Below are 17,412 nucleotides of genomic sequence, written 5' to 3'. Positions count from 1 at the left end.
CGCCGCAAACCCGGTGGCCGCCTCGATCAGCCGCTCGGCCGCGCCGCAGCAGCGCGCCGCGATCATCAGCCGCTCGCGCCGGAACCAGGCATGGATGAAGCCCATCCCCTGCCCCTCGGCGCCGATCCGGTTCGCCGCCGGCACCCGCACGCGGTCGAAGCGCAGGATGGGATGGTGGTGGCGGTAGCTGTGGGTATAGGCCGGGCTGCGCACGGTGCTGAGTCCTGCGGCCGGCATCTCGACGAAGAACAGGGCGTGGCCGCCATCGGCTTCGCCGCCCCGGATCTTGGCCTGGACGATCACCGTGTCCGCCAGGTTGGCGCTGGTGACGTGCCATTTCTCGCCGTCGATGACGTAGGCGTCGCCGTCCCGCCGCGCCGTGGTGGCGATGTCGTCGACGTCGGAACCGGCGCCTTCCTCTGTCACCGCGGTGCAGACATGCCGCTCGCCGCGCATCAGCGGCAGGATGAAGCGGCCGATCTGGTCCGGCGAGCAGGCCTCGAACATCCAGGACTGCGCCTCGCCATAGCACCAGGCCAGGGCGTTGGTGACGCGGCCGGTCTGCTCCGCGATCGCCACCTGGTCGAGCAGCGGCAGCTCCAGCCCGCCATGGCGCTTCGGCGCGTCGATCCGTGGCAGGCCGAGCTCGAGCGCCAGCCGCTCGTGCCGGGCCGCGACCTCGGCCGGGATCTCGCCGCCGGCCAGCTCCGCCCGCTCCTCCCACGGGATCAGCTCGGCCTCGACGAAGCGGCGGATCTTGTCCTGCCAGTCGCGGGCGCTGTCGGGGAGCGTGAAGCTCATGGCGTGCCTCTCAGGCCCGGACCGGGCCGTCGCGAGTGAAATGCCGGGGGAAGACCGAGACCAGCATCTCGACCGCGCAGGCCCGGCCGTCCTCGCGGCCGAACTCCTTCGGCCCCATCATCACATGCAGCCACAACCCCTCCAGCAGCCCGTTCAGGCTGCGCGCCAGGAGGTCCGGCGACTGCCCGTCCGCCGCCAGCTCGCGGCAGAGGTTGAGCAGGGTCAGGTGGTAGTCCTGGTCGTTGGCGCTGCACAAAGCGCGGTAATGCGGCCTTGTCTTGGCCTCGCCCCAGAAGGCGCACCAGGCGGCGATCTTGCGCGGGTTGCAGATGCGGCGGTCGAAATCGGCCAGGACCAGGGCCCACAGCTTCTCCGCCGCGGCCGGCCCGGCCTCGTGCAGGGCGCGGCGCCAATGGGCGCGGTATTCGTCGGAGAGATACCGCAGGGTCTCGACGAGCAGCTTCTCCTTGCTCTCGAAATGGAAGTTGACGATGCCGCGCGACAGGCCGGCGCCGTCGGCGACCACGGCCATCGTCGTCTCCTCGTAGCCGCGTTTGGCGATGGCGTCGATCGTCGCCTCGATCAGCTCCTGCCGCCGCAGCTCCTTCGACTGCCGCCGCCCCCCATTCACCTTGCGCACGGCCTGGCCTTCGGCCATCGGCACCCCCGTCAAATCTCCATAAAAGCCTAGCATCGGCAAGTGCTTCTGGAAAGATGCTGAATGAACATCCAACAATATTTTAATTGAACGTTCATTCAACAAGATGGACAGGAACGGCGCCGCCATGCCATTCTGAGTCCCGAAATCGCGGCCCGAGAACCGCCGGACCAACGAGACAAGGACCCGCTGCCATGACCCGCAGCCTGGCGCGCAGCAACGCGCAATTCCGTCGGGCGTCGACCCGCCTGCCCCTCGGCGTCGCCTCCAACTTCCGCTACTGGGGCGACGACCGGACCATCTATGTGAAGCGCGGCCGCGGCGGCCGGATCTGGGACCTCGACGACAATCCCTATGTCGACTACCGCCTCGGCTACGGCCCGGCGATCCTGGGCTATGCCGACCCGCGGGTGGATGAGGCGGCGCGGCAGGGCATGGAGGTCGGCGGCGTCTTCGCCTTGTCGACCGAGCGCGAATTCACCGTGGCCGAGCGCATCGCCAGGATGATGCCGGCGGCGGAGCTGGTGCGCTTCTCCAACTCCGGCACCGAGGCGGTGATGGCGGCGCTGCGCCTGGCCCGCGCCTGTACCGGCAAGGAGTCCTACGTGCTGGTCGAGGGCAGCTATCATGGGCTGTTCGACGCCGCGATGTGGATGGTGGCGCTGGACCAGTGGGACCCGCAGCAGACCGGCCAGGACCCGGCGGTGGTGCCCTATTCCGGCGGGGTGCCCGAGGCGGTGCGGCCGCTGGTGCACCTGACGCCGATGAACGACGCCAACCGGCTGGAGGACCTGCTGCGCCGCCGGTCGCACGAGATCGCGGCGATGCTGATCGAGCCGATCATGGGCAATTGCTGCGGCATCACCGCCGATGTCGCCTATGTCCGCGCCGTGCGCGAGCTGTGCGACCGCTACGGCGTGCTGCTGATCATCGACGAGGTGAAGTCCGGCTTCCGCGTTGCCCGCGGCGGCACGCAGGAGCTGATGGGCGTCAAGGCCGACATCACCACCATGGCCAAGGCGATGGCCAACGGCTATCCGATCGCCGCCATCGGCGGGCGTGAGGACATCATGCGCCGCTACGGCCGCGGCGTCGCCCATGGCGGCACCTACACCGCCCATTCCGTGGCGCTGGCCGCGGCCGAGAAGACGCTTGAGATCCTGGACGAGACCCCGGCGCTGGAGACCATCGCCGCCTATGGCCGCCGGATGCAGGCCGGGATCAAGCGGATCCTCGACGCCCGCGGCGTGGTCCATTGCTTCGCCGGCCACCCGTCGATGGGCGGGCTGTTCTTCGCCCCGGCGCCGCCGCGCGACTACCGCGACTGGAAGCGCTCCGACTACAGCTTCTACGACGCTCTGGCGCGAGAGCTGCATGAGGAGGGGGTGCTGTGCGAGCCGGATTCGCGCGAGCCCTGGTTCGTCTGCGAGGCGCATGACGACAGCTGCCTGGCCGACACGCTGCAGGGCTTCGAGCGCGCCGTCGACCGCACCCTGGACAAGGGCGGCGACGACGCGAAGCGAGCCGTGGCACACTGACCGCGGCACCGGGGGAGACGGAGCCCATGGGGGGAAGCGAGGCCACGGCATTTCGCGTTGCCTCTCCCGCTTGGGGGAGAGGTCGGAGACGCGAAGCGGCTCCGGGTGAGGGGATTTCGTCGAGGCCGGTGCCGGCCCTCACCCGGACGTCCTGGCGGACGTCCGACCTCTCCCGCCACGCGAGAGAGGCAACACGTTCTCCTTTCCGCGCCAACTGCGCTGCGATCCGATGAAGACCTGGGACGTCATCGTCGTCGGGGCCGGGCACAATGGCCTGGTGGCGGCGGGTTACCTGGCCCGCGCCGGGCTCGAGGTGCTGGTGGTGGAGAAGAACGACTGGGTCGGCGGCGCTGCCGTGAGCCGGTCGCTGCATCCCGGCATCCTCTATTCCAACTGCTCCTATGTCTGCAGCCTGCTGCGGCCGGAGATCATGCGCGACCTGGAGCTGCCGCGGCACGGGCTGCAGATCATCCCCTATGAGGGCGGCGCCGTGTTCACCCGCGACGGCGACGCGCTGGCGACCTATCGCCAGCACGACGCCCACCGGCGCGAGATCCAGCGCTTCTCGCTGCGCGACGCCGAGGCCTATGACCGCTATTCCGCCGATGTCACCCGGCAGTGCCGCTTCATCCGGCCGCTGCTGCTGCGCACCCCGCCCGACCCGGCGTCGCTGCGGCCGCGCGACCTGCAGGAGATGCTGTATCTCGGCCGCAAGTTCCACGGCCTGACCGAGACCGAGATGGCCGACACCATCCGGTTCTGGACCATGAGCATCGCCGAGTTCCTGGACGAGTATTTCGAGAGCGAGGTGGTGAAGGCCAGCTTCGCTTTGTCCGGCATCATCGGCACTGCGCTCGGCCCCTGCTCGCCCGGCTCGGCCTATGTGCTGCTGCACCACTATATGGGCGATGTCGACGGCGCCACCGGGGCCTGGGGCTTCGCCCGCGGCGGCATGGGCGCCATCACCCAGGCCATGGCCGGGTCGCTGCGTGCCGCCAAGGGCGAGATCCGCACCGGCGCCGCGGTCGAGCGCATCCTGGTCGAGAACGGCAAGGCCGCCGGCGTGGTGCTGGCGGGCGGCGAGGAGATCCGCGCCCGGCAGGTCGTCTCCAACCTCGACGTCAAGCGCACCTTCCTGACGCTGGTCGACGAGGCGGCGCTGCCCGCCGCCTTCACCAAGCGGGTGCGCAACTTCAAGATCCGCGGCTCCTCCGGCAAGGTGAACATCGCGCTGGACGCCCTGCCCCGCTTCCCGGCGCTGCCCGACGGGTCGTCCTGCCTGCGCGGCGACATGCACTTTACCGACAGCGTCGAGCGGATGGAGCGCGGCTATGACGACTGGAAGGCCGGGCGCTGGTCGGCCGACCCGTTCCTGGACATGATGATCCCGACCACGCTGGACCCGACCATGGCACCGCCGGGGAAGCACTTCATGAGCTGCTTCGTCCAGTACTGCCCGCCCAAGGTCGAGGGGGGCGACTGGACCGATGCCGACCGCGACGCCTTTGGCAGGACCGTGATCGACCAGATCGCCGAGTATTCTCCCGGCTTCCGCGACCTGGTCCTGCATGCCGAGATCCGCACCCCGCGCGAGCTGGAGGCCGAGGTCGGGCTGACCGAGGGCAACATCTTCCAGGGCGAGCTGACCTTCGACCAGATCCTGTTCAACCGGCCGGTCCCCGGCTATGCCCAGTACCGGTCGCCGGTGGCCGGGCTGTACATGTGCGGCTCCTCCACCCATCCGGGCGGCGGGGTGATGGGCGCGCCGGGCCGCAACGCGGCATCGGAGATCCTGCGCGACCTGAAGCGCAAGCCCGCCGTGATGAGCGATGCCTATGACGTCCTGTGACGCCATCGTCATCGGCGGCGGCCACAACGGCCTGGTCTGCGCCGCGCTGCTGGCGAAGAAGGGCCGCAAGGTGGTGCTGCTGGAGGCGGCCGACGAGCTCGGCGGCGCCGCCCGGACGGTGGAGTTCGCGCCGGGCTTCCGCGTCTCGCATGTCGCGCATGTGCTGAACCAGCTGCATCCGGAGGTGATCCGGGCGCTCGACCTGGTGCGGCACGGCCTGGCCCTGGCGGCGAGCAACATCCCGACCACGGTTCTGTCGGCCGATGGCCGGCACCTCACCCTGCATGGCGCCTTCGGCGAGCGGCTGGCGGGCGAGCTGCCGCTCGGCGAGGCCGAGGCCTGGGCCCTGCTGCGGGCCCGGCTGCTGCGCTTCGCCGGGGCGCTGCAGCCCTTCCTGACCCAGACGCCGCCGCGGCTGCGCGGTGGTGGGCGCGGCGACGCCCTGGCGATGGGCAGACTCGGCTGGGCCATCCGCCGCCTGGGGCGCGCGGAGATGCGCGAGTTCCTGCGCATGATCCTGATGGATGTCGCCGATGTGCTGGAGGAGGAGCTGTCGGATCCGCTTCTGATGGGCGCCGTCGCCTTCGACGCGGTGCTGGGCACCCATCTCGGCCCCCGCTCCCCAACCTCGCTGCTGGCGCTGCTGCACCGGCTGGCGGGACAGGCCGACGGGGTGCAGGCGGCGCTGGCTTTGCCGAGGGGCGGCATGGGCGCGGTCGCCGCTGCCATCGCCGCCGCGGCCCGGGCCGCTGGTGTCGAGATCCGCACCAATGCCCCGGTGGCGAAGATCCTGGTCGACGCCGACCGCGCCGTCGGCGTCGCCCTGGCGGAGGGGGCGGAGATCCGGGCGCCGGTCGTCGTCTCGGGGGCCAATCCGCGGACCACCTTCCTCGACCTGCTGGGCCCGCGGGCGCTGGATGCCGGCTTCGTCCGCCGCATCGGCCATGTCCGCATGCGCGGCAACGCCGCCAAGCTGCATCTGGCGCTGGACGGGCTGCCGGACTTCCCCGGCCTCTCGCCGGAGCAGCTGGCGGGCCGCCTGGTGATCGCCCCGGGCATCGACGCGGTCGAGGCCGCCTTCAACCCGGCGAAATACGGCGAGGCCTCGCCCGAGCCGGTGCTGGAGATCGTGATCCCGTCCCTGACCGACCCCAGCCTGGCCCCGGCCGGCAAGCGCGTGATGTCGGTGGTGGCGCAATACGCCCCGGCGGAGCTGCGCGGCGGCTGGGAGGCCGGCGGCCCGGCTTTCCGCGACCGCATCCTGACGGTGCTGGAACGGCATCTGCCCGGCCTGTCGGCGCGGGTGGTGGCGGCAGAGCTGCTGACGCCCTCCGACCTGGAGGCGCGCTACCGCATGCCCGGCGGCCATTGGCACCATGGCGAGCTGGCGGTCGACCAGCTGATGATGCTGCGCCCGGTGCATGGCGCCGGCCAATACGCGACGCCGGTGCCGGGCCTCTGGCTCTGCGGCGCCGGCAGCCATCCCGGCGGCGGGGTGATGGGCGCCGCCGGCCTGAACGCCGCGCGCCGCATCCTGGCGGAGGCCCGGTGACATGCGCCGCCCCCTGCCCCGCGACCATTTCCGCAAGCCGCTGCTGCAGACGCCGTTCCACCCGCGCCTGGCCGCTCTGATGCAGGCCGAGGACTGGTACAATTGGGGCGGCTATGTCTCGGCCCGCACCATCCGCGACGCCGAGCAGGAATACTTCGCGATCCGCAACGCCGCGTCGCTGTTCGACCTGACGCCGATGGTGAAATACCGCATCGCCGGGCCCGAGGCCGAGGCGTTCCTGGACCGGCTGACGGTGCGCGACGTCTCGAGGCTGGCGGTCGGCCGGGTGCACTACACCTGCTGGTGCGACGACGAGGGCCATGTGCTGGACGACGGCACGCTGTTCCGGCTGGGCGCCGCCGAGTTCCGGCTGTGCTGCCAGGAGCGGCACCTCAACTGGCTCTTGGATTCCGCCATCGGCTTCGCGGTCGAGATCGCCGAGGAGACCGAGCAGGTGGCCGCCCTGGCGCTGCAGGGCCCGACCAGCCGGGCGCTGCTGACGCGCGCCGGCTTCGACGGCATCGAGACGCTGAAGCCGTTCCAGATCCGGGACTTTCACCTCGACGAGGGCCGCGTCACCGTGTCCCGCACCGGCTTCACCGGCGACCTCGGCTACGAGCTGTTCGCCGAGCCCGAGGCGGCGCTGGCGCTGTGGGACCGGCTGTGGGCGGCCGGTCCATCGCACGGGCTGCAGGCGATCGGCTTCGAGGCGCTGGACCTGGCGCGGCTGGAGGCCGGCTTCATCATCGCCAACAGCGACTTCATCACCGCCGAGACCGCCATCCGCGTCGACCGCCGCCGCACGCCCGACGAGATCGGGCTGGGCTGGCTGGTCGACGAGAAGAAGGCCGCCTACTGGACCGGCAAGCGCGCCATCCTGGCCCAGCGCCGCGACCGGTCGGCCCGCTGGTGCCTGGTCGGGCTGGACATCGACGGCAACGTCCCGGCCGACCACGCCATCGTCTACCACAAGGGCAAGGCCGAAGCCGGGCAGATCAGCGCCGCCGCCTGGTCGCCCTCGGCCAAGCGCAATATCGCCCTGGCCTCGCTGCGCCGGCCCTATGGCGACACGGTGAAGGACGAGCTGTGGGTCGAGATCTACGCCCTGCGCGAGCTGGTCTACCACAAGCTGATGGTGCGGGCCCGGGTGGTGGACCGGCCCTTCTACGACCCGCCGCGGCGCCGGGCCACGCCGCCGGCCGAGACCTGACATGGGACATCCGCTGGACCCGCTGCTGCGTCCACGCTCGATCGCGGTGGTCGGCGCCAGCGCGCGGCCCGGCTCGGTCGGCGCGGTGATGCTGCGGCAGCTGGTCGAGGGCGGCTTCCCCGGCCCGGTGCATCCGGTCAACCCGAAGGGCGGAATGCTGGCAGGACTGCCCTGCCTGACGTCGATCGCCGACCTGCCGGAGCCGGTGGAGCACGCGGCCTTCTGCCTGGGCGACGAGACCATCGCCGAGGCCTTCGCCGCGGCGCTGCGGCAAGGGGTGAAGGCCGCGACCATCGTCGCACCGCTGGCCGATGCCGCCCTGCGCGAGCGCATCCGGGCCATGGCGCTGGAGGCCGGGGTGGCGCTGTGCGGCGGCAACGGCATGGGCTTCTACAACTTCACCGACCGGGTCCGGCTGTGCGGCTTCGCCACCCGGCCGGACCATGTGCCCGGCGGCGCCGTGCTGCTGACCCATTCCGGGTCGCTGTTCACCGCCTTGGTCGATGCCGAGGCGCGGATCGACTATGCCCTCGCCGTGTCCTCCGGCCAGGAACTGACCACCACCCTGGCCGATTATCTCGACTTCGCCCTGGACCAGCCGGAGACCTGGGTGGTCGGGCTGTTCCTGGAGGCCGCGCGCGACCCCGAGCGCTTCGTCGCGGCACTCGCCAAGGCGCAGGCGCGCAACATTCCGGTGGTGGCGCTGAAGGTCGGCCGCACGCGGGAGAGCGCGGCCCTGGCGCTGAGCCATTCCGGCGCCATCGCCGGCGACCACGCCGCCTATGACGCGCTGTTCGAGCGCCATGCCGTCGGCCATGTGCGGTCGGTGGACGAGCTGGCGGCGGCGATGATGTTGCTGCCCGTCGCGGCCAGCCTCGGCCCCGGCGGACTGGCCAGCACCCATGACAGCGGCGGCGAGCGCGGGCTGATGGTCGACCTGGCTGCGGCGGCCGGGGTGCGCTTCGCCAGCCTGTCGCCGGCGACGGAGGACAAGCTGGAGGCGGCGCTGGATCCCGGCCTGCCGCCGGTCAACCCGCTGGACCACTGGGGCACCGGCCGCAACTATCCAACCGATTTCGAGGCCTGTTTCCAGGCGCTGATGGCCGACCCGGACACCGCCCTGGGCGCGCTGGCGCTGGACCGCTCGGTCGGCGGCCAGGTGACGCCGCTGTATCTCGAGGTCGCGCACCAGGCCCGGGCGGCCAGCGGCAAGCCTGTGGTGATCGTCTCGAACCACCAGGGCAGCGGCAGCGACCCGGCGGCCGTGGCCTCGACCCGCGCCGGCGTGCCGGTGCTGGACGGGGTGCCGGCCTTCCTGCGCGCCTGCCGCATCGCCTTCGACCGGCGCGACGCCGCCGCCCGGCCGCCGATGCACCCGCCTCGGGCATCGGAGGCGGCGGTGCAGCGCTGGCGGGCGCGGCTCGCCGACGGGCACCCGCTCACCGAGGCCGAGGCGCTGCGCCTGCTGGCCGATTTCGGCCTGGCGGTCACGCCCTGCGCCATGGCCAGGGACGAATCCGAGGCGGTCGAGGCCGCCATGCGCATCGGCTTCCCGGTGGCGCTGAAGACCGCAGGCGCGGCGCACAAGACCGATGTCGACGGGGTGCGGCTGGGCCTGGCCGACCCGGTGGCGCTGCGCCAGGCCCATCGCGACCTGGCCGTGCGGCTGGGCCCGCAGGTCATGGTGGCGCGGATGGTGCGGGACAAGGGCGTCGAGATGATGCTGGGGCTGCAGCGCGACCCGGATTTCGGGCCGGTGGTGCTGGTGGGCTTCGGCGGCATCCATGCCGAGATCTTGAAAGACGTGGCCTTCGCCCTGCCGCCCTTCGACGCCGCCGAGGCGCGGCGGCTGGTCGACCGGCTGCGGCTGCGGCCGCTGCTGGACGGGGTTCGCGGCGCCCCGGCCGCCGATATCGAAGCCCTGGCCGAGGCGGCGGCCCGCTTCTCCGCCCTCGCCGCGGCTTTGGGCGACCGGGTCGAGGCGATCGACGTCAACCCGGTGCTGGTCCTGCCGCACGGCGCCGTCGCCGTCGACGCGCGGGTGGTGGAGGCGATTTGAAGCGACACCGGCGGCCGAAATTGTGATCCGTCATGGCGAGCCCCGGAGGGGCGTGGCCATCCAGGGCCGGTGCGAGCGGCCCTGGATGGCCACGTCGCCACGCTCCTCGCCATGACGGAAAACGGCGGAGAGTCGATCTCAAAGGCTGGTCGGCCGATCCGACGCCCTCAGGCCGCCTCCTCCACCAGCTCCGCAAACGCCCGCAGGACGCCGGTCCAGCCGCCGTCGGAGTCGAGCGAGCGCCGCGCCATCTCCTCCGCCTCGCCGAATTTCTCGATATCCCGGTGCTCGAGCTCGATCCGGGTGACCGTTTCGGATTCGGGCAGGAACAGGATCTCCAGTCCGGTTTCGAAATCGGGGTCGAAGCGCCATTCGCCGCTCAGCTGCCAGGCCAGCAGCACGCGGCCCGGCGGGTCCCAGGACACCACCCGGCCCCAGTCGCATTCGCTGCCGTCGACCGCGCGCTCGTACCAGCGGCCGCCGGCCCGCGGCTCCATCACCACATCGGCGCGCGGCGCCTTGAGCAGGCTGTGCGAGGGCGGCCACCACCGGCCCATGCCGGCGGTGAACACGTCGAAGGCCTTCTGCTGGCCGGCCTTGATCTGCAGGCTCCGGCGGATCGGTGCCGGCTTGATGCTCAGGGTCATGGGTCCTCCCGTTCGGCTTCTGCCTTGAATGCTTCCAGGGCGTGGTTCCAGAACTGGTCGAGCCAGGCGCGCAACGGCCCCAGCCCGGCGGGGTCGATCTGATAGACCCGCCGCGTGCCGTCGGCCCGGTCGACCACCAGCCCGGCGGCTTTCAGCACGGCGAGGTGCTGCGACACCGCCGGGCGGCTGACCGGCAGGCCGCCCGCCAGCTCGCCCACTGCCTGCGGCCCGCGGGCCAGCCGCTCGAACACGATCCGCCTCGTGGGATCGGCCAGCGCCGCCAGGGCCCGTTCTTCGTTAGCCATGACTTACGGTAAGCATATACTTACACAGAGTCAACCTGCCTGGCCCGAACATCCTCTTTCCCCGAACATACAGTGGTGTATTGTATCGGCAGGATCGGGAGACGCCGGGGGAACCGGCGGAGGCGGACGGATGCAGCGATATTCCTTCCTGTCGCTGGCGCGGAAGGCGCTGGGCGGCCATCGCGGCTGGGAGCCGGCATGGCGCAAGGCGACGCCGAAGAAAAGCTATGACGTCGTCATCGTCGGCGGCGGCGGCCATGGTCTGGCCACCGCCTACTACCTGGCGCGCAACCACGGCATCACCAATGTCGCCCTGGTCGAGCGCGGCTGGATCGGCGGCGGCAATGTCGGCCGCAACACCACGGTGGTGCGCTCCAACTACCTGCTGCCGGACAACCAGCATTTCTACGAATGGTCGCTGAAGCTGTGGCATGAGCTCAGCGAGGACCTGAACTATAACGTCATGTTCTCGGCCCGCGGCTCGATGTTCCTGGCGACATCGCTGGGCGGCGCCATGGCGCTGCGCCGGCGCGGCAACGGCATGCGCCTGGCCGGGATCGACGCCGACTGGCTGGAGCCGGACGATCTGCGCCGGATCGCGCCCAATCTCGACTATTCCGACCACGCCCTGTTCCCGCTCTACGGCGCGCTGATCCAACGCCGCGGCGGCACCGCCCGGCACGATGCCGTGGCCTGGGGCTTCGCCCGCGCCGCCAGCGATCTCGGCGTCGACATCATCGAGGATTGCGAGGTGCTGGATGTCCTGCGCGAGGGCGAGCGCGTCACCGGGGTGATGACGGCCAAGGGCCCGATCAGCGCCGACCGGGTCTGCCTCGCCACCGCCGGGTCGGCCTCGATTCTCGCCGGCAAGGTCGGGCTGAAGCTGCCGATCGAGAGCCACCTGCTGCAGGCCTTCGTCAGCGAGGGGCTGAAACCGGTGGTCAACCAGGTCCTGTCCTGGGGCGGCAGCGGCCATTTCTACATCAGCCAGTCCGACAAGGGCGGGCTGGTCTTCGGCGGCGACCTCGACGGCTACAACTCCTACGCCCAGCGCGGCAACCTGCCGGTGGTGGAGGACATCGCAACGGCCGCCATCGCGCTGATGCCGAACCTGTCGCGGACCCGCATCCTGCGGCACTGGGCCGGGGTGATGGACATGTCGATGGACGGCACCCCGATCATCGGCCTGGCGCCGATCGACGGGCTCTACCTCAACGTCGGCTGGTGCTATGGCGGCTTCAAAGCCATCCCCGGCTCCGGTTGGGTCTGCGCCCACACCATCGCCCATGGCCAGCCGCACGAGTTGAACCGGCCCTTCGCGCTCGACCGGTTCGAGCGCGGCCGGATCATCGACGAGAACGGCGTCGGCCCGATCGCGAACCGGCACTGAGGACGATATGCGAATCCCCTGCCCCTGGTGCGGTCCGCGCGACCTGTCCGAATTCTTCTATGGCGGCGACGCCGGGACGCCGCGCCCGCCGCATGAGGAGACGGCGGCGGCACCCTGGTTCGACCATGTCTACCGCCACGATAACCCGCGCGGCACGCACCGGGAATACTGGCAGCACAATTACGGCTGCCGGTCCTGGATCCTGGTCACGCGCGACACGCTGACCCATGAGATCACGGCGGCCGAGCCGCTGCGGCGCCCCGCTGCGGAGGGCAGACGATGACCTCGCATCGCCTGGCCCAGGGCGGGCTGATCGACCGGTCGGCGCGGCTCGGCTTCACCTTCGATGGACAGCTCTACGAGGGGCATCCCGGCGACAGCCTGGCCTCGGCGCTGCTGGCCAACGGGGTGCGGCTGGTCGGGCGCAGCTTCAAGTACCACCGGCCGCGCGGCATCCTCTCCGCCGGGTCGGAGGAGCCGAACGCGCTGGTCGAGCTGCGCAGCAGCGGCCGGCACGAGCCCAACACCCGCGCCACCATGGTCGAGCTGTATGACGGGCTGGTGGCGCAGAGCCAGAACCGCTGGCCGTCCCTCGGCTTCGACGCGCTGGGCGTGGTCAACAGCGTGCTGGCCCCGGTGTTCCCGGCCGGCTTCTACTACAAGACCTTCATGTGGCCGGCCTCGTTCTGGGAGCCGGTCTATGAGCGGATCATCCGCCGCGCCGCCGGCCTGGGCACCGCGCCGGCCGAGATCGACCCCGACCGCTACGAGCGCCGCCACGCCTTCTGCGACGTGCTGGTGGTGGGCGGCGGCCCGGCCGGGCTGAGCGCCGCTCTGGCCGCGGCCGAGGCGGGCGCCCGGGTGATCCTGTGCGACGAGGGCGACCACTTCGGCGGCGCCCTGCTGGACGAGGACGAGCCGGTCGAGGGCCGGCCGGTGATGGATTGGGTGGCGGAGCGGCTGGCCGCGCTGCAGGGCTTCGGCGACCGGGTGACGCTGGTGCCGCGCGGCACCGCCTTCGGCCTCTACGACCACGGCACGGTCGGGCTGGTCGAGCGCGTCGCCGACCATCTCGCCGAGCCGCCGCCGCACCTGCCGCGCCAGCGCTTCTGGACCATCCGGGCGGCGGCGATCGTGGTCGCGGCCGGGGCGATCGAGCAGCCGCTGGTGTTCCCCAACAACGACCGGCCGGGCGTAATGCTGGCCGGTGCGGCGCATCGCTATGCCCACCGTTATGCCGTGGCCCCGGGCAAGCGGGTGCTGGTGGCCGGGATCGACGACGGCGTCGCCCGCACCGCTCTGGCGCTGAAGCGGCACGGGGTCGAGGTCGTGGGGCTGGCCGACAGCCGCTCCGCGCTGCCCGGCCCGCTGGCGGAGGAGCTGCGCGCCGCCGGGATCACCGTCCATGCCGGGTCGGCTGTCCGCGGTGCCAAGGGCCGCCTCAGCGTCGAGGGCGCCCGGATCGGCCCGGCCGATGGCAGTGGCAAGGTGGTCGCGGTCGATTGCGACGCCATCGCCATGTCCGGCGGCTGGATGCCGACCACGCATCTGCTGAGCCAACGCGGCATCCGCCCGAAGCTCGACTGGACGCGCGGCGGCTTTGTGCTGCCGGATCTCGACGGCCCGCTGCTGGCCGCCGGCGCCTGCGCCGGCCGCGCCTCGACCGAGGCCGCCATCGCCGACGGGCTGGCGGTGGGGCGGCAGGCGGCGCGGTTCCGGCAAATCAAGAGGGCCCCCCCTCCCGCAGGGGGAGGGGGGACTCCATTGGAGAACCTGCCCCGCCCTGCTCCCAACCCCGCCACAGCGCCCCAGGTCGCGGACCCGCAGGTGGGCGGCAAGGCCTTCGTCGACTTCCAGAACGACGTCACCGCCGCCGACATCCGGCTGGCAGCGCGCGAGGGCTACACCTCGCCCGAGCACATGAAGCGCTACACCACCCAGGGCATGGCGACGGACCAGGGCAAGACCTCGAACGGCCCGGCGCTGGGCGTGCTGACCGATGCGCGCGGGCTGCGGCCGGGCGACCTGGCGGCGCCGACCTTCCGCCCGCCCTACACCCCGGTCGCCTTTGGCGCCATCGCCGGCCGGTCGACCGGCTGGCACGCCTATCCGACCCGGCGGCCGCCCTTCCACGAGATCCAGCGGGCCGACGGCGCCGTGTTCATCCGCTCCGGCGGCTGGCTGCGGCCGCATTACTACCCGCGGCCGGGCGAGAGCCTGGGCGAGGCGTCGCTGCGCGAGGCCCGATACGTGCGGTCGAATGTCGGGGTGTTCGACGTCTCGACCCTGGGCAAGGTCGACGTCTGCGGCCCCGACGCCGCCTCGTTCCTGGAGCGGCTCTACGTCAACCGGATCGAGACGCTGCCGGTCGGCCGCTCGCGCTACGGCATCATGCTGCGCGACGATGGCATCGTGCTGGATGACGGCACCGTCACCCGGCTGGCCGAGGACCGCTTCTACGTCACCACCACCAGCGCCAAGGCGCATGACGTGGTGCGGATGATGGAGCGGCTGACCGAGGTCGACTGGCCGGATCTGCGCGTGGCGGTGACCGAGTTGACCGAGGCCCGTGCCGCCCTGGCCCTGACCGGGGCCGACGCCCGCGCCGTGCTGGCCCGGCTGGTCGGCGACGCCGTCGACGTCTCGAACGACGCCCTGCCCTTCATGGCGGTGCGGGACCTGGTGCTGGACGGCCTGCCGCTGCGCATCCTGCGCGTCAGCTTCACCGGCGAGCTGGGCTACGAGCTGCATGTCGAGGCACAGCACGCCCACGCCCTGTGGCGCCGGCTGATCGCGGCCGGCGAGCCGGTCGGGCTGCAGCGTTTCGGGCTGGAGGCGCTGGAGCTGCTGCGGATCGAGAAGGGCTTCCTGACCGGCGCCGAGATCAACGGTCAGGTCACGCTGGCCGACCTGGCGCATGAGCGCTTCGCCAAGCGCGAGGGCCCATACATCGGCAAGCCGATGTCGCTGCGCGAGGGCCTGGCCGACCCGGACCGGCCGCGGCTGGTCGGGCTGGTCTCCGAGCAGGGCGAGCCGCTGGTCGCCGGCGCCCATCTGGTCGAAGGCGGCATGTATCGCCCGAACGAGCCGACCCAGGGCCACGTCACCTCCAGCTGCACCGGCCCGGTGAGCGGGCTGCCGATCGGCCTCGGCTTCCTGGCCCGCAGCCGCGAGCGGATGGGCGGCACCATCTTCGCCACCGACCCGCTGCGCGGCAGCCACATCAAGGTCCGCGTCACCGAGCCCTGCATGTATGACCCGAAGGGGGAGCGCGTCCGTGGCTGAGACCCTGCCCAATCCGATCGAGGCGCTGTCGACCCTGGATACCGACGGCCTGAGCTTCCGCCCCTGGCGCCCCGCCGCGATCCTGCAGCTCGCCGCCTGGAGCGCGGAGTCCGCCGCCGCGCTGGCCCAGTGGGAGCGCAGCGTGTTCGGCGCCTCCATCGCCGGGGCGGGCGCGACGCTGGCAGCGGGCGGTCTGCGGCTGTGGCCGGTCGCGCCCTGGCGCCGGCTGCTGATCGCCGAGGCCGGCACGGCCCTGCCCGACCTTCCGGCGGAAGTCGCGGCGGCACCCTGCACCGGCGGCTATGTCGGGCTGCGCCTGGACGGGACGCGGTCGCGCGACCTGCTGGCCAAGCTGGCGGCAATCGACCTGCATCCCGACATGCTGGTCGAGGGCGACTTCGCCACCGCCCGGCTGGAGCATGTGCGGGTGCATCTGCAGCGCGCCGGCGCCGACGCCTTCGACCTACTGCTGCCGGTGTCCTATGCCGAATTCACCCTCGGCGCCCTGGCCGACGGCGCGCTGGAATTCGGCGCCCGGATCGACCCGGCGCTGCTGCACCGCCCGACCCCGCCCCAGGAATCGCCGCGGGCGTTCAGCTTGAAGTAGCGGCGCTCCTTCCCCCGCTGTCATGCCCGGGCTTGACCCGGGCATCCAGAGAGCGTCGACACCCACTGGATTGCCGGGTCAAGCCCGGCAATGACAGTTTGGGAGAATTGCCGCCCTGGCAAGGACTCACTTGAACGCCGCGACCGCCTCGGTCTCGCTGTCGTAGACGTCGAAGACGGTGATCATCTGGGTGATCGCCAGGATGTCGTTCACCTTGGGCGGAAGCGACACCAGCATCAGCTTTCCACCACGGTTGGCCACCGACGTGTAGCTGGCAACGAATTCCCCGATTCCCGAGGAGTCGATCACGCTGACCCCGCCGAGGTTCAGCAAAATGTTATTCGCGCCGCCGTTGAGCGCCTGCTGCACCGCGTTGCGCAGTTCCACGTCGCCGGTCCCGAGGGTCACCTTGCCTTGCACGTCCAGGCCTCCGGAGCGGCCCGGGTGTCGCTCCGACGGCCCAGGTTGGGTTCGCGTCGCGAACCCAACGCCGGAACGAGGCCGGCCGGTCAGGCGAAGGAGGCCACAGCCTCGTCCTCGGTGCCGTGGATCTCGAACACGCTGGTGAGCCGGGCGATCGCCAGCACGTCCCGCACCTTCGGCTGGACCGAGACCAGCTTCAGCGTTCCGCCGCGGTCGGACACCGCGGCGTGGCTGCTGGCCAGCACGTTGATTCCGGACGAGTTGAGGAAGTCGACCCCGCCGAGGTTCAGCGCGATCTTGGTCGCGCCGCCGTCGAGCGCTTGGCGCACTGCGCCGCGCACTCCCGGATCGTCCCCGCCGCTGACAAGCCCGCCGATGACGTCCACGATGGTGACCCCGTTCCGGGTGCGGGTGCTGACCTGCGCCATGATCTTTCCTTTCCTCTGGTTTCAGTGATCCAGGCCGAGCGGGTCCGCGCCCAGCCGCCGGCGCAGGGTGGCGACGGTGCCCCCCGACGTGCCGGGTCGATGACCGACCTCGTCCATCAAGGCCCGCATGAGCAGGAGGCCCCGGCCACCCGGCCGAAGCAGGTTCTCCGGCAACAGGGGATCGGCGACACCGGCCGGGTCGAAGCCGTCGCCCCGGTCCGCGACGCGGATGACGAGGTCGTCGCCGTCGCAGGCGAGCCGGATCTCGACCAGCCGGCCGGGATCCCGGCGATTGCCGTGGACGACGGCATTGACCACCGCCTCATGCGTCGCCAGGCCGATCCAATGGCAAGCGTCGTCGTCGAGGCCGAGTTGCCGGAGCGCCGCGTCCAGCCGGGACTGAACAGTGCCCATCGCCTCCAGCCGGCTGGGGATTGCGAGATCGAGAAGCACGCCCTGCATGACAAGCCTGTGGCCGGAGTGGCGAGAAGGGAGGCGATGGCGTGAACTTCGCCCTGATGGCGACGTCATGATCATAACAAATCATCGGCGAATAGGAACTACAACTTACAAGCCCGTTATTTGAGATTTTATTTTCCTATAATAAAGATAAAATCTACATCAGAGACAATGGTTTCATAATTGAGTATCTTTTGGCCG

Annotated in this window: 16 protein-coding genes; 9 read left to right on the top strand and 7 right to left on the bottom strand. The window is 71.2% G+C overall.

Going from position 1 to position 17,412, the window contains the following annotated elements:
* Both FFK22_RS36950 and betI read right to left on the bottom strand, forming a co-directional pair.
* On the bottom strand, window positions 1–801 hold an 801-nt coding region (locus FFK22_RS36950), incomplete at its 3' end, for an acyl-CoA dehydrogenase family protein (protein WP_143956923.1).
* A 10-nt stretch (window positions 802–811) separates the two neighbouring features.
* A complete protein-coding gene (betI, locus tag FFK22_RS36945; RefSeq protein ID WP_138893625.1) occupies window positions 812–1,459 on the bottom strand; it encodes a transcriptional regulator BetI in 648 nt (215 codons plus the stop codon).
* A gap of 194 nt (window positions 1,460–1,653) precedes the next feature.
* Here betI and FFK22_RS36940 point away from each other — a divergent pair, with 194 nt between their 5' ends.
* The 5 genes from FFK22_RS36940 to FFK22_RS36920 all read left to right on the top strand — a co-directional run bounded on the left by FFK22_RS36940 (window position 1,654) and on the right by FFK22_RS36920 (window position 9,667).
* Window positions 1,654–2,997: an aspartate aminotransferase family protein gene (locus FFK22_RS36940; protein WP_138893626.1), complete on the top strand. Its 1,344-nt coding sequence runs from the start codon at window positions 1,654–1,656 to the stop codon at window positions 2,995–2,997.
* A gap of 229 nt (window positions 2,998–3,226) precedes the next feature.
* Complete coding sequence (locus FFK22_RS36935) at window positions 3,227–4,846, top strand: NAD(P)/FAD-dependent oxidoreductase (RefSeq protein WP_138893130.1); 1,620 nt, start codon at window positions 3,227–3,229, stop codon at window positions 4,844–4,846.
* Window positions 4,833–6,398 carry an NAD(P)/FAD-dependent oxidoreductase gene (locus tag FFK22_RS36930; protein ID WP_138893131.1) on the top strand — a complete coding sequence of 522 codons (1,566 nt, stop codon included), beginning with the start codon at window positions 4,833–4,835 and terminating at the stop codon, window positions 6,396–6,398. Before FFK22_RS36935 ends, FFK22_RS36930 begins: the two co-directional genes overlap by 14 nt.
* A gap of 1 nt (window position 6,399) precedes the next feature.
* Window positions 6,400–7,608, top strand: a complete 1,209-nt coding sequence (locus FFK22_RS36925; RefSeq protein ID WP_138893132.1) for an aminomethyltransferase family protein — start codon at window positions 6,400–6,402, stop codon at window positions 7,606–7,608.
* 1 nt (window position 7,609) lies between these two features.
* A complete protein-coding gene (locus FFK22_RS36920) occupies window positions 7,610–9,667 on the top strand; it encodes an acetate--CoA ligase family protein (protein ID WP_138893133.1) in 2,058 nt (685 codons plus the stop codon).
* 167 nt (window positions 9,668–9,834) lie between these two features.
* Here the strand turns inward: FFK22_RS36920 and FFK22_RS36915 are convergent, their stop codons facing one another.
* Both FFK22_RS36915 and FFK22_RS36910 read right to left on the bottom strand, forming a co-directional pair.
* Window positions 9,835–10,314, bottom strand: coding sequence for an SRPBCC family protein (locus FFK22_RS36915; RefSeq protein WP_138893134.1), 480 nt, complete (start codon window positions 10,312–10,314; stop codon window positions 9,835–9,837).
* Window positions 10,311–10,619, bottom strand: a complete 309-nt coding sequence (locus FFK22_RS36910; protein ID WP_138893135.1) for a helix-turn-helix transcriptional regulator — start codon at window positions 10,617–10,619, stop codon at window positions 10,311–10,313. Before FFK22_RS36910 ends, FFK22_RS36915 begins: the two co-directional genes overlap by 4 nt.
* A gap of 130 nt (window positions 10,620–10,749) precedes the next feature.
* On the opposite strand from FFK22_RS36910, the gene FFK22_RS36905 reads away from it, so the two are divergent.
* Genes FFK22_RS36905 through FFK22_RS36890 form a run of 4 tightly spaced genes read left to right on the top strand, consistent with a single transcriptional unit; the run spans window position 10,750 to window position 15,901 of the window.
* Window positions 10,750–12,009 (top strand): sarcosine oxidase subunit beta family protein, encoded by a 1,260-nt coding sequence (locus FFK22_RS36905; RefSeq protein WP_138893136.1) that lies wholly within the window; start codon window positions 10,750–10,752, stop codon window positions 12,007–12,009.
* A 7-nt stretch (window positions 12,010–12,016) separates the two neighbouring features.
* The gene (locus tag FFK22_RS36900; protein ID WP_138893137.1) at window positions 12,017–12,292 is read left to right on the top strand and encodes a sarcosine oxidase subunit delta; all 276 of its coding nucleotides are present in this window, start codon (window positions 12,017–12,019) and stop codon (window positions 12,290–12,292) included.
* Window positions 12,289–15,294, top strand: a complete 3,006-nt coding sequence (locus FFK22_RS36895; RefSeq protein WP_138893138.1) for a sarcosine oxidase subunit alpha family protein — start codon at window positions 12,289–12,291, stop codon at window positions 15,292–15,294. Before FFK22_RS36900 ends, FFK22_RS36895 begins: the two co-directional genes overlap by 4 nt.
* Entirely contained in the window at window positions 15,287–15,901 is a 615-nt protein-coding gene (locus tag FFK22_RS36890; protein ID WP_186002866.1) for a hypothetical protein, read from the top strand. The genes FFK22_RS36895 and FFK22_RS36890 overlap by 8 nt, the downstream gene beginning before the upstream one ends.
* 126 nt (window positions 15,902–16,027) lie before the next feature.
* Here FFK22_RS36890 and FFK22_RS36885 read toward each other — a convergent pair whose 3' ends face one another.
* The 3 genes from FFK22_RS36885 to FFK22_RS36875 all read right to left on the bottom strand — a co-directional run bounded on the left by FFK22_RS36885 (window position 16,028) and on the right by FFK22_RS36875 (window position 17,289).
* Window positions 16,028–16,321, bottom strand: coding sequence for an STAS domain-containing protein (locus FFK22_RS36885; RefSeq protein ID WP_221939140.1), 294 nt, complete (start codon window positions 16,319–16,321; stop codon window positions 16,028–16,030).
* Between the two features lie 89 nt (window positions 16,322–16,410).
* Window positions 16,411–16,752: an STAS domain-containing protein gene (locus FFK22_RS36880; RefSeq protein ID WP_138893141.1), complete on the bottom strand. Its 342-nt coding sequence runs from the start codon at window positions 16,750–16,752 to the stop codon at window positions 16,411–16,413.
* 21 nt (window positions 16,753–16,773) lie between these two features.
* Window positions 16,774–17,289: an ATP-binding protein gene (locus tag FFK22_RS36875; RefSeq protein ID WP_138893142.1), complete on the bottom strand. Its 516-nt coding sequence runs from the start codon at window positions 17,287–17,289 to the stop codon at window positions 16,774–16,776.
* Window positions 17,290–17,412: the final 123 nt, after the last annotated feature.

The organism is Mycobacterium sp. KBS0706 (assembly GCF_005938675.2).
Classification (GTDB): Bacteria; Pseudomonadota; Alphaproteobacteria; order DSM-16000; family Inquilinaceae; genus Inquilinus.
This window is presented reverse-complemented; position numbering and strand designations above follow the sequence as displayed.

Bases quoted from the DNA above. Each gene is read 5' to 3' on its own strand.
- betI (WP_138893625.1), bottom strand. From the start codon at position 1,459: ATGGCCGAAGGCCAGGCCGTGCGCAAGGTGAATGGGGGGCGGCGGCAG.
- FFK22_RS36940 (WP_138893626.1), top strand. From the start codon at position 1,654: ATGACCCGCAGCCTGGCGCGCAGCAACGCGCAATTCCGTCGGGCGTCG.
- FFK22_RS36935 (WP_138893130.1), top strand. From the start codon at position 3,227: ATGAAGACCTGGGACGTCATCGTCGTCGGGGCCGGGCACAATGGCCTG.
- FFK22_RS36930 (WP_138893131.1), top strand. From the start codon at position 4,833: ATGACGTCCTGTGACGCCATCGTCATCGGCGGCGGCCACAACGGCCTG.
- FFK22_RS36925 (WP_138893132.1), top strand. From the start codon at position 6,400: ATGCGCCGCCCCCTGCCCCGCGACCATTTCCGCAAGCCGCTGCTGCAG.
- FFK22_RS36920 (WP_138893133.1), top strand. From the start codon at position 7,610: ATGGGACATCCGCTGGACCCGCTGCTGCGTCCACGCTCGATCGCGGTG.
- FFK22_RS36915 (WP_138893134.1), bottom strand. From the start codon at position 10,314: ATGACCCTGAGCATCAAGCCGGCACCGATCCGCCGGAGCCTGCAGATC.
- FFK22_RS36910 (WP_138893135.1), bottom strand. From the start codon at position 10,619: ATGGCTAACGAAGAACGGGCCCTGGCGGCGCTGGCCGATCCCACGAGG.
- FFK22_RS36905 (WP_138893136.1), top strand. From the start codon at position 10,750: ATGCAGCGATATTCCTTCCTGTCGCTGGCGCGGAAGGCGCTGGGCGGC.
- FFK22_RS36900 (WP_138893137.1), top strand. From the start codon at position 12,017: ATGCGAATCCCCTGCCCCTGGTGCGGTCCGCGCGACCTGTCCGAATTC.
- FFK22_RS36895 (WP_138893138.1), top strand. From the start codon at position 12,289: ATGACCTCGCATCGCCTGGCCCAGGGCGGGCTGATCGACCGGTCGGCG.
- FFK22_RS36880 (WP_138893141.1), bottom strand. From the start codon at position 16,752: ATGGCGCAGGTCAGCACCCGCACCCGGAACGGGGTCACCATCGTGGAC.
- FFK22_RS36875 (WP_138893142.1), bottom strand. From the start codon at position 17,289: ATGATCATGACGTCGCCATCAGGGCGAAGTTCACGCCATCGCCTCCCT.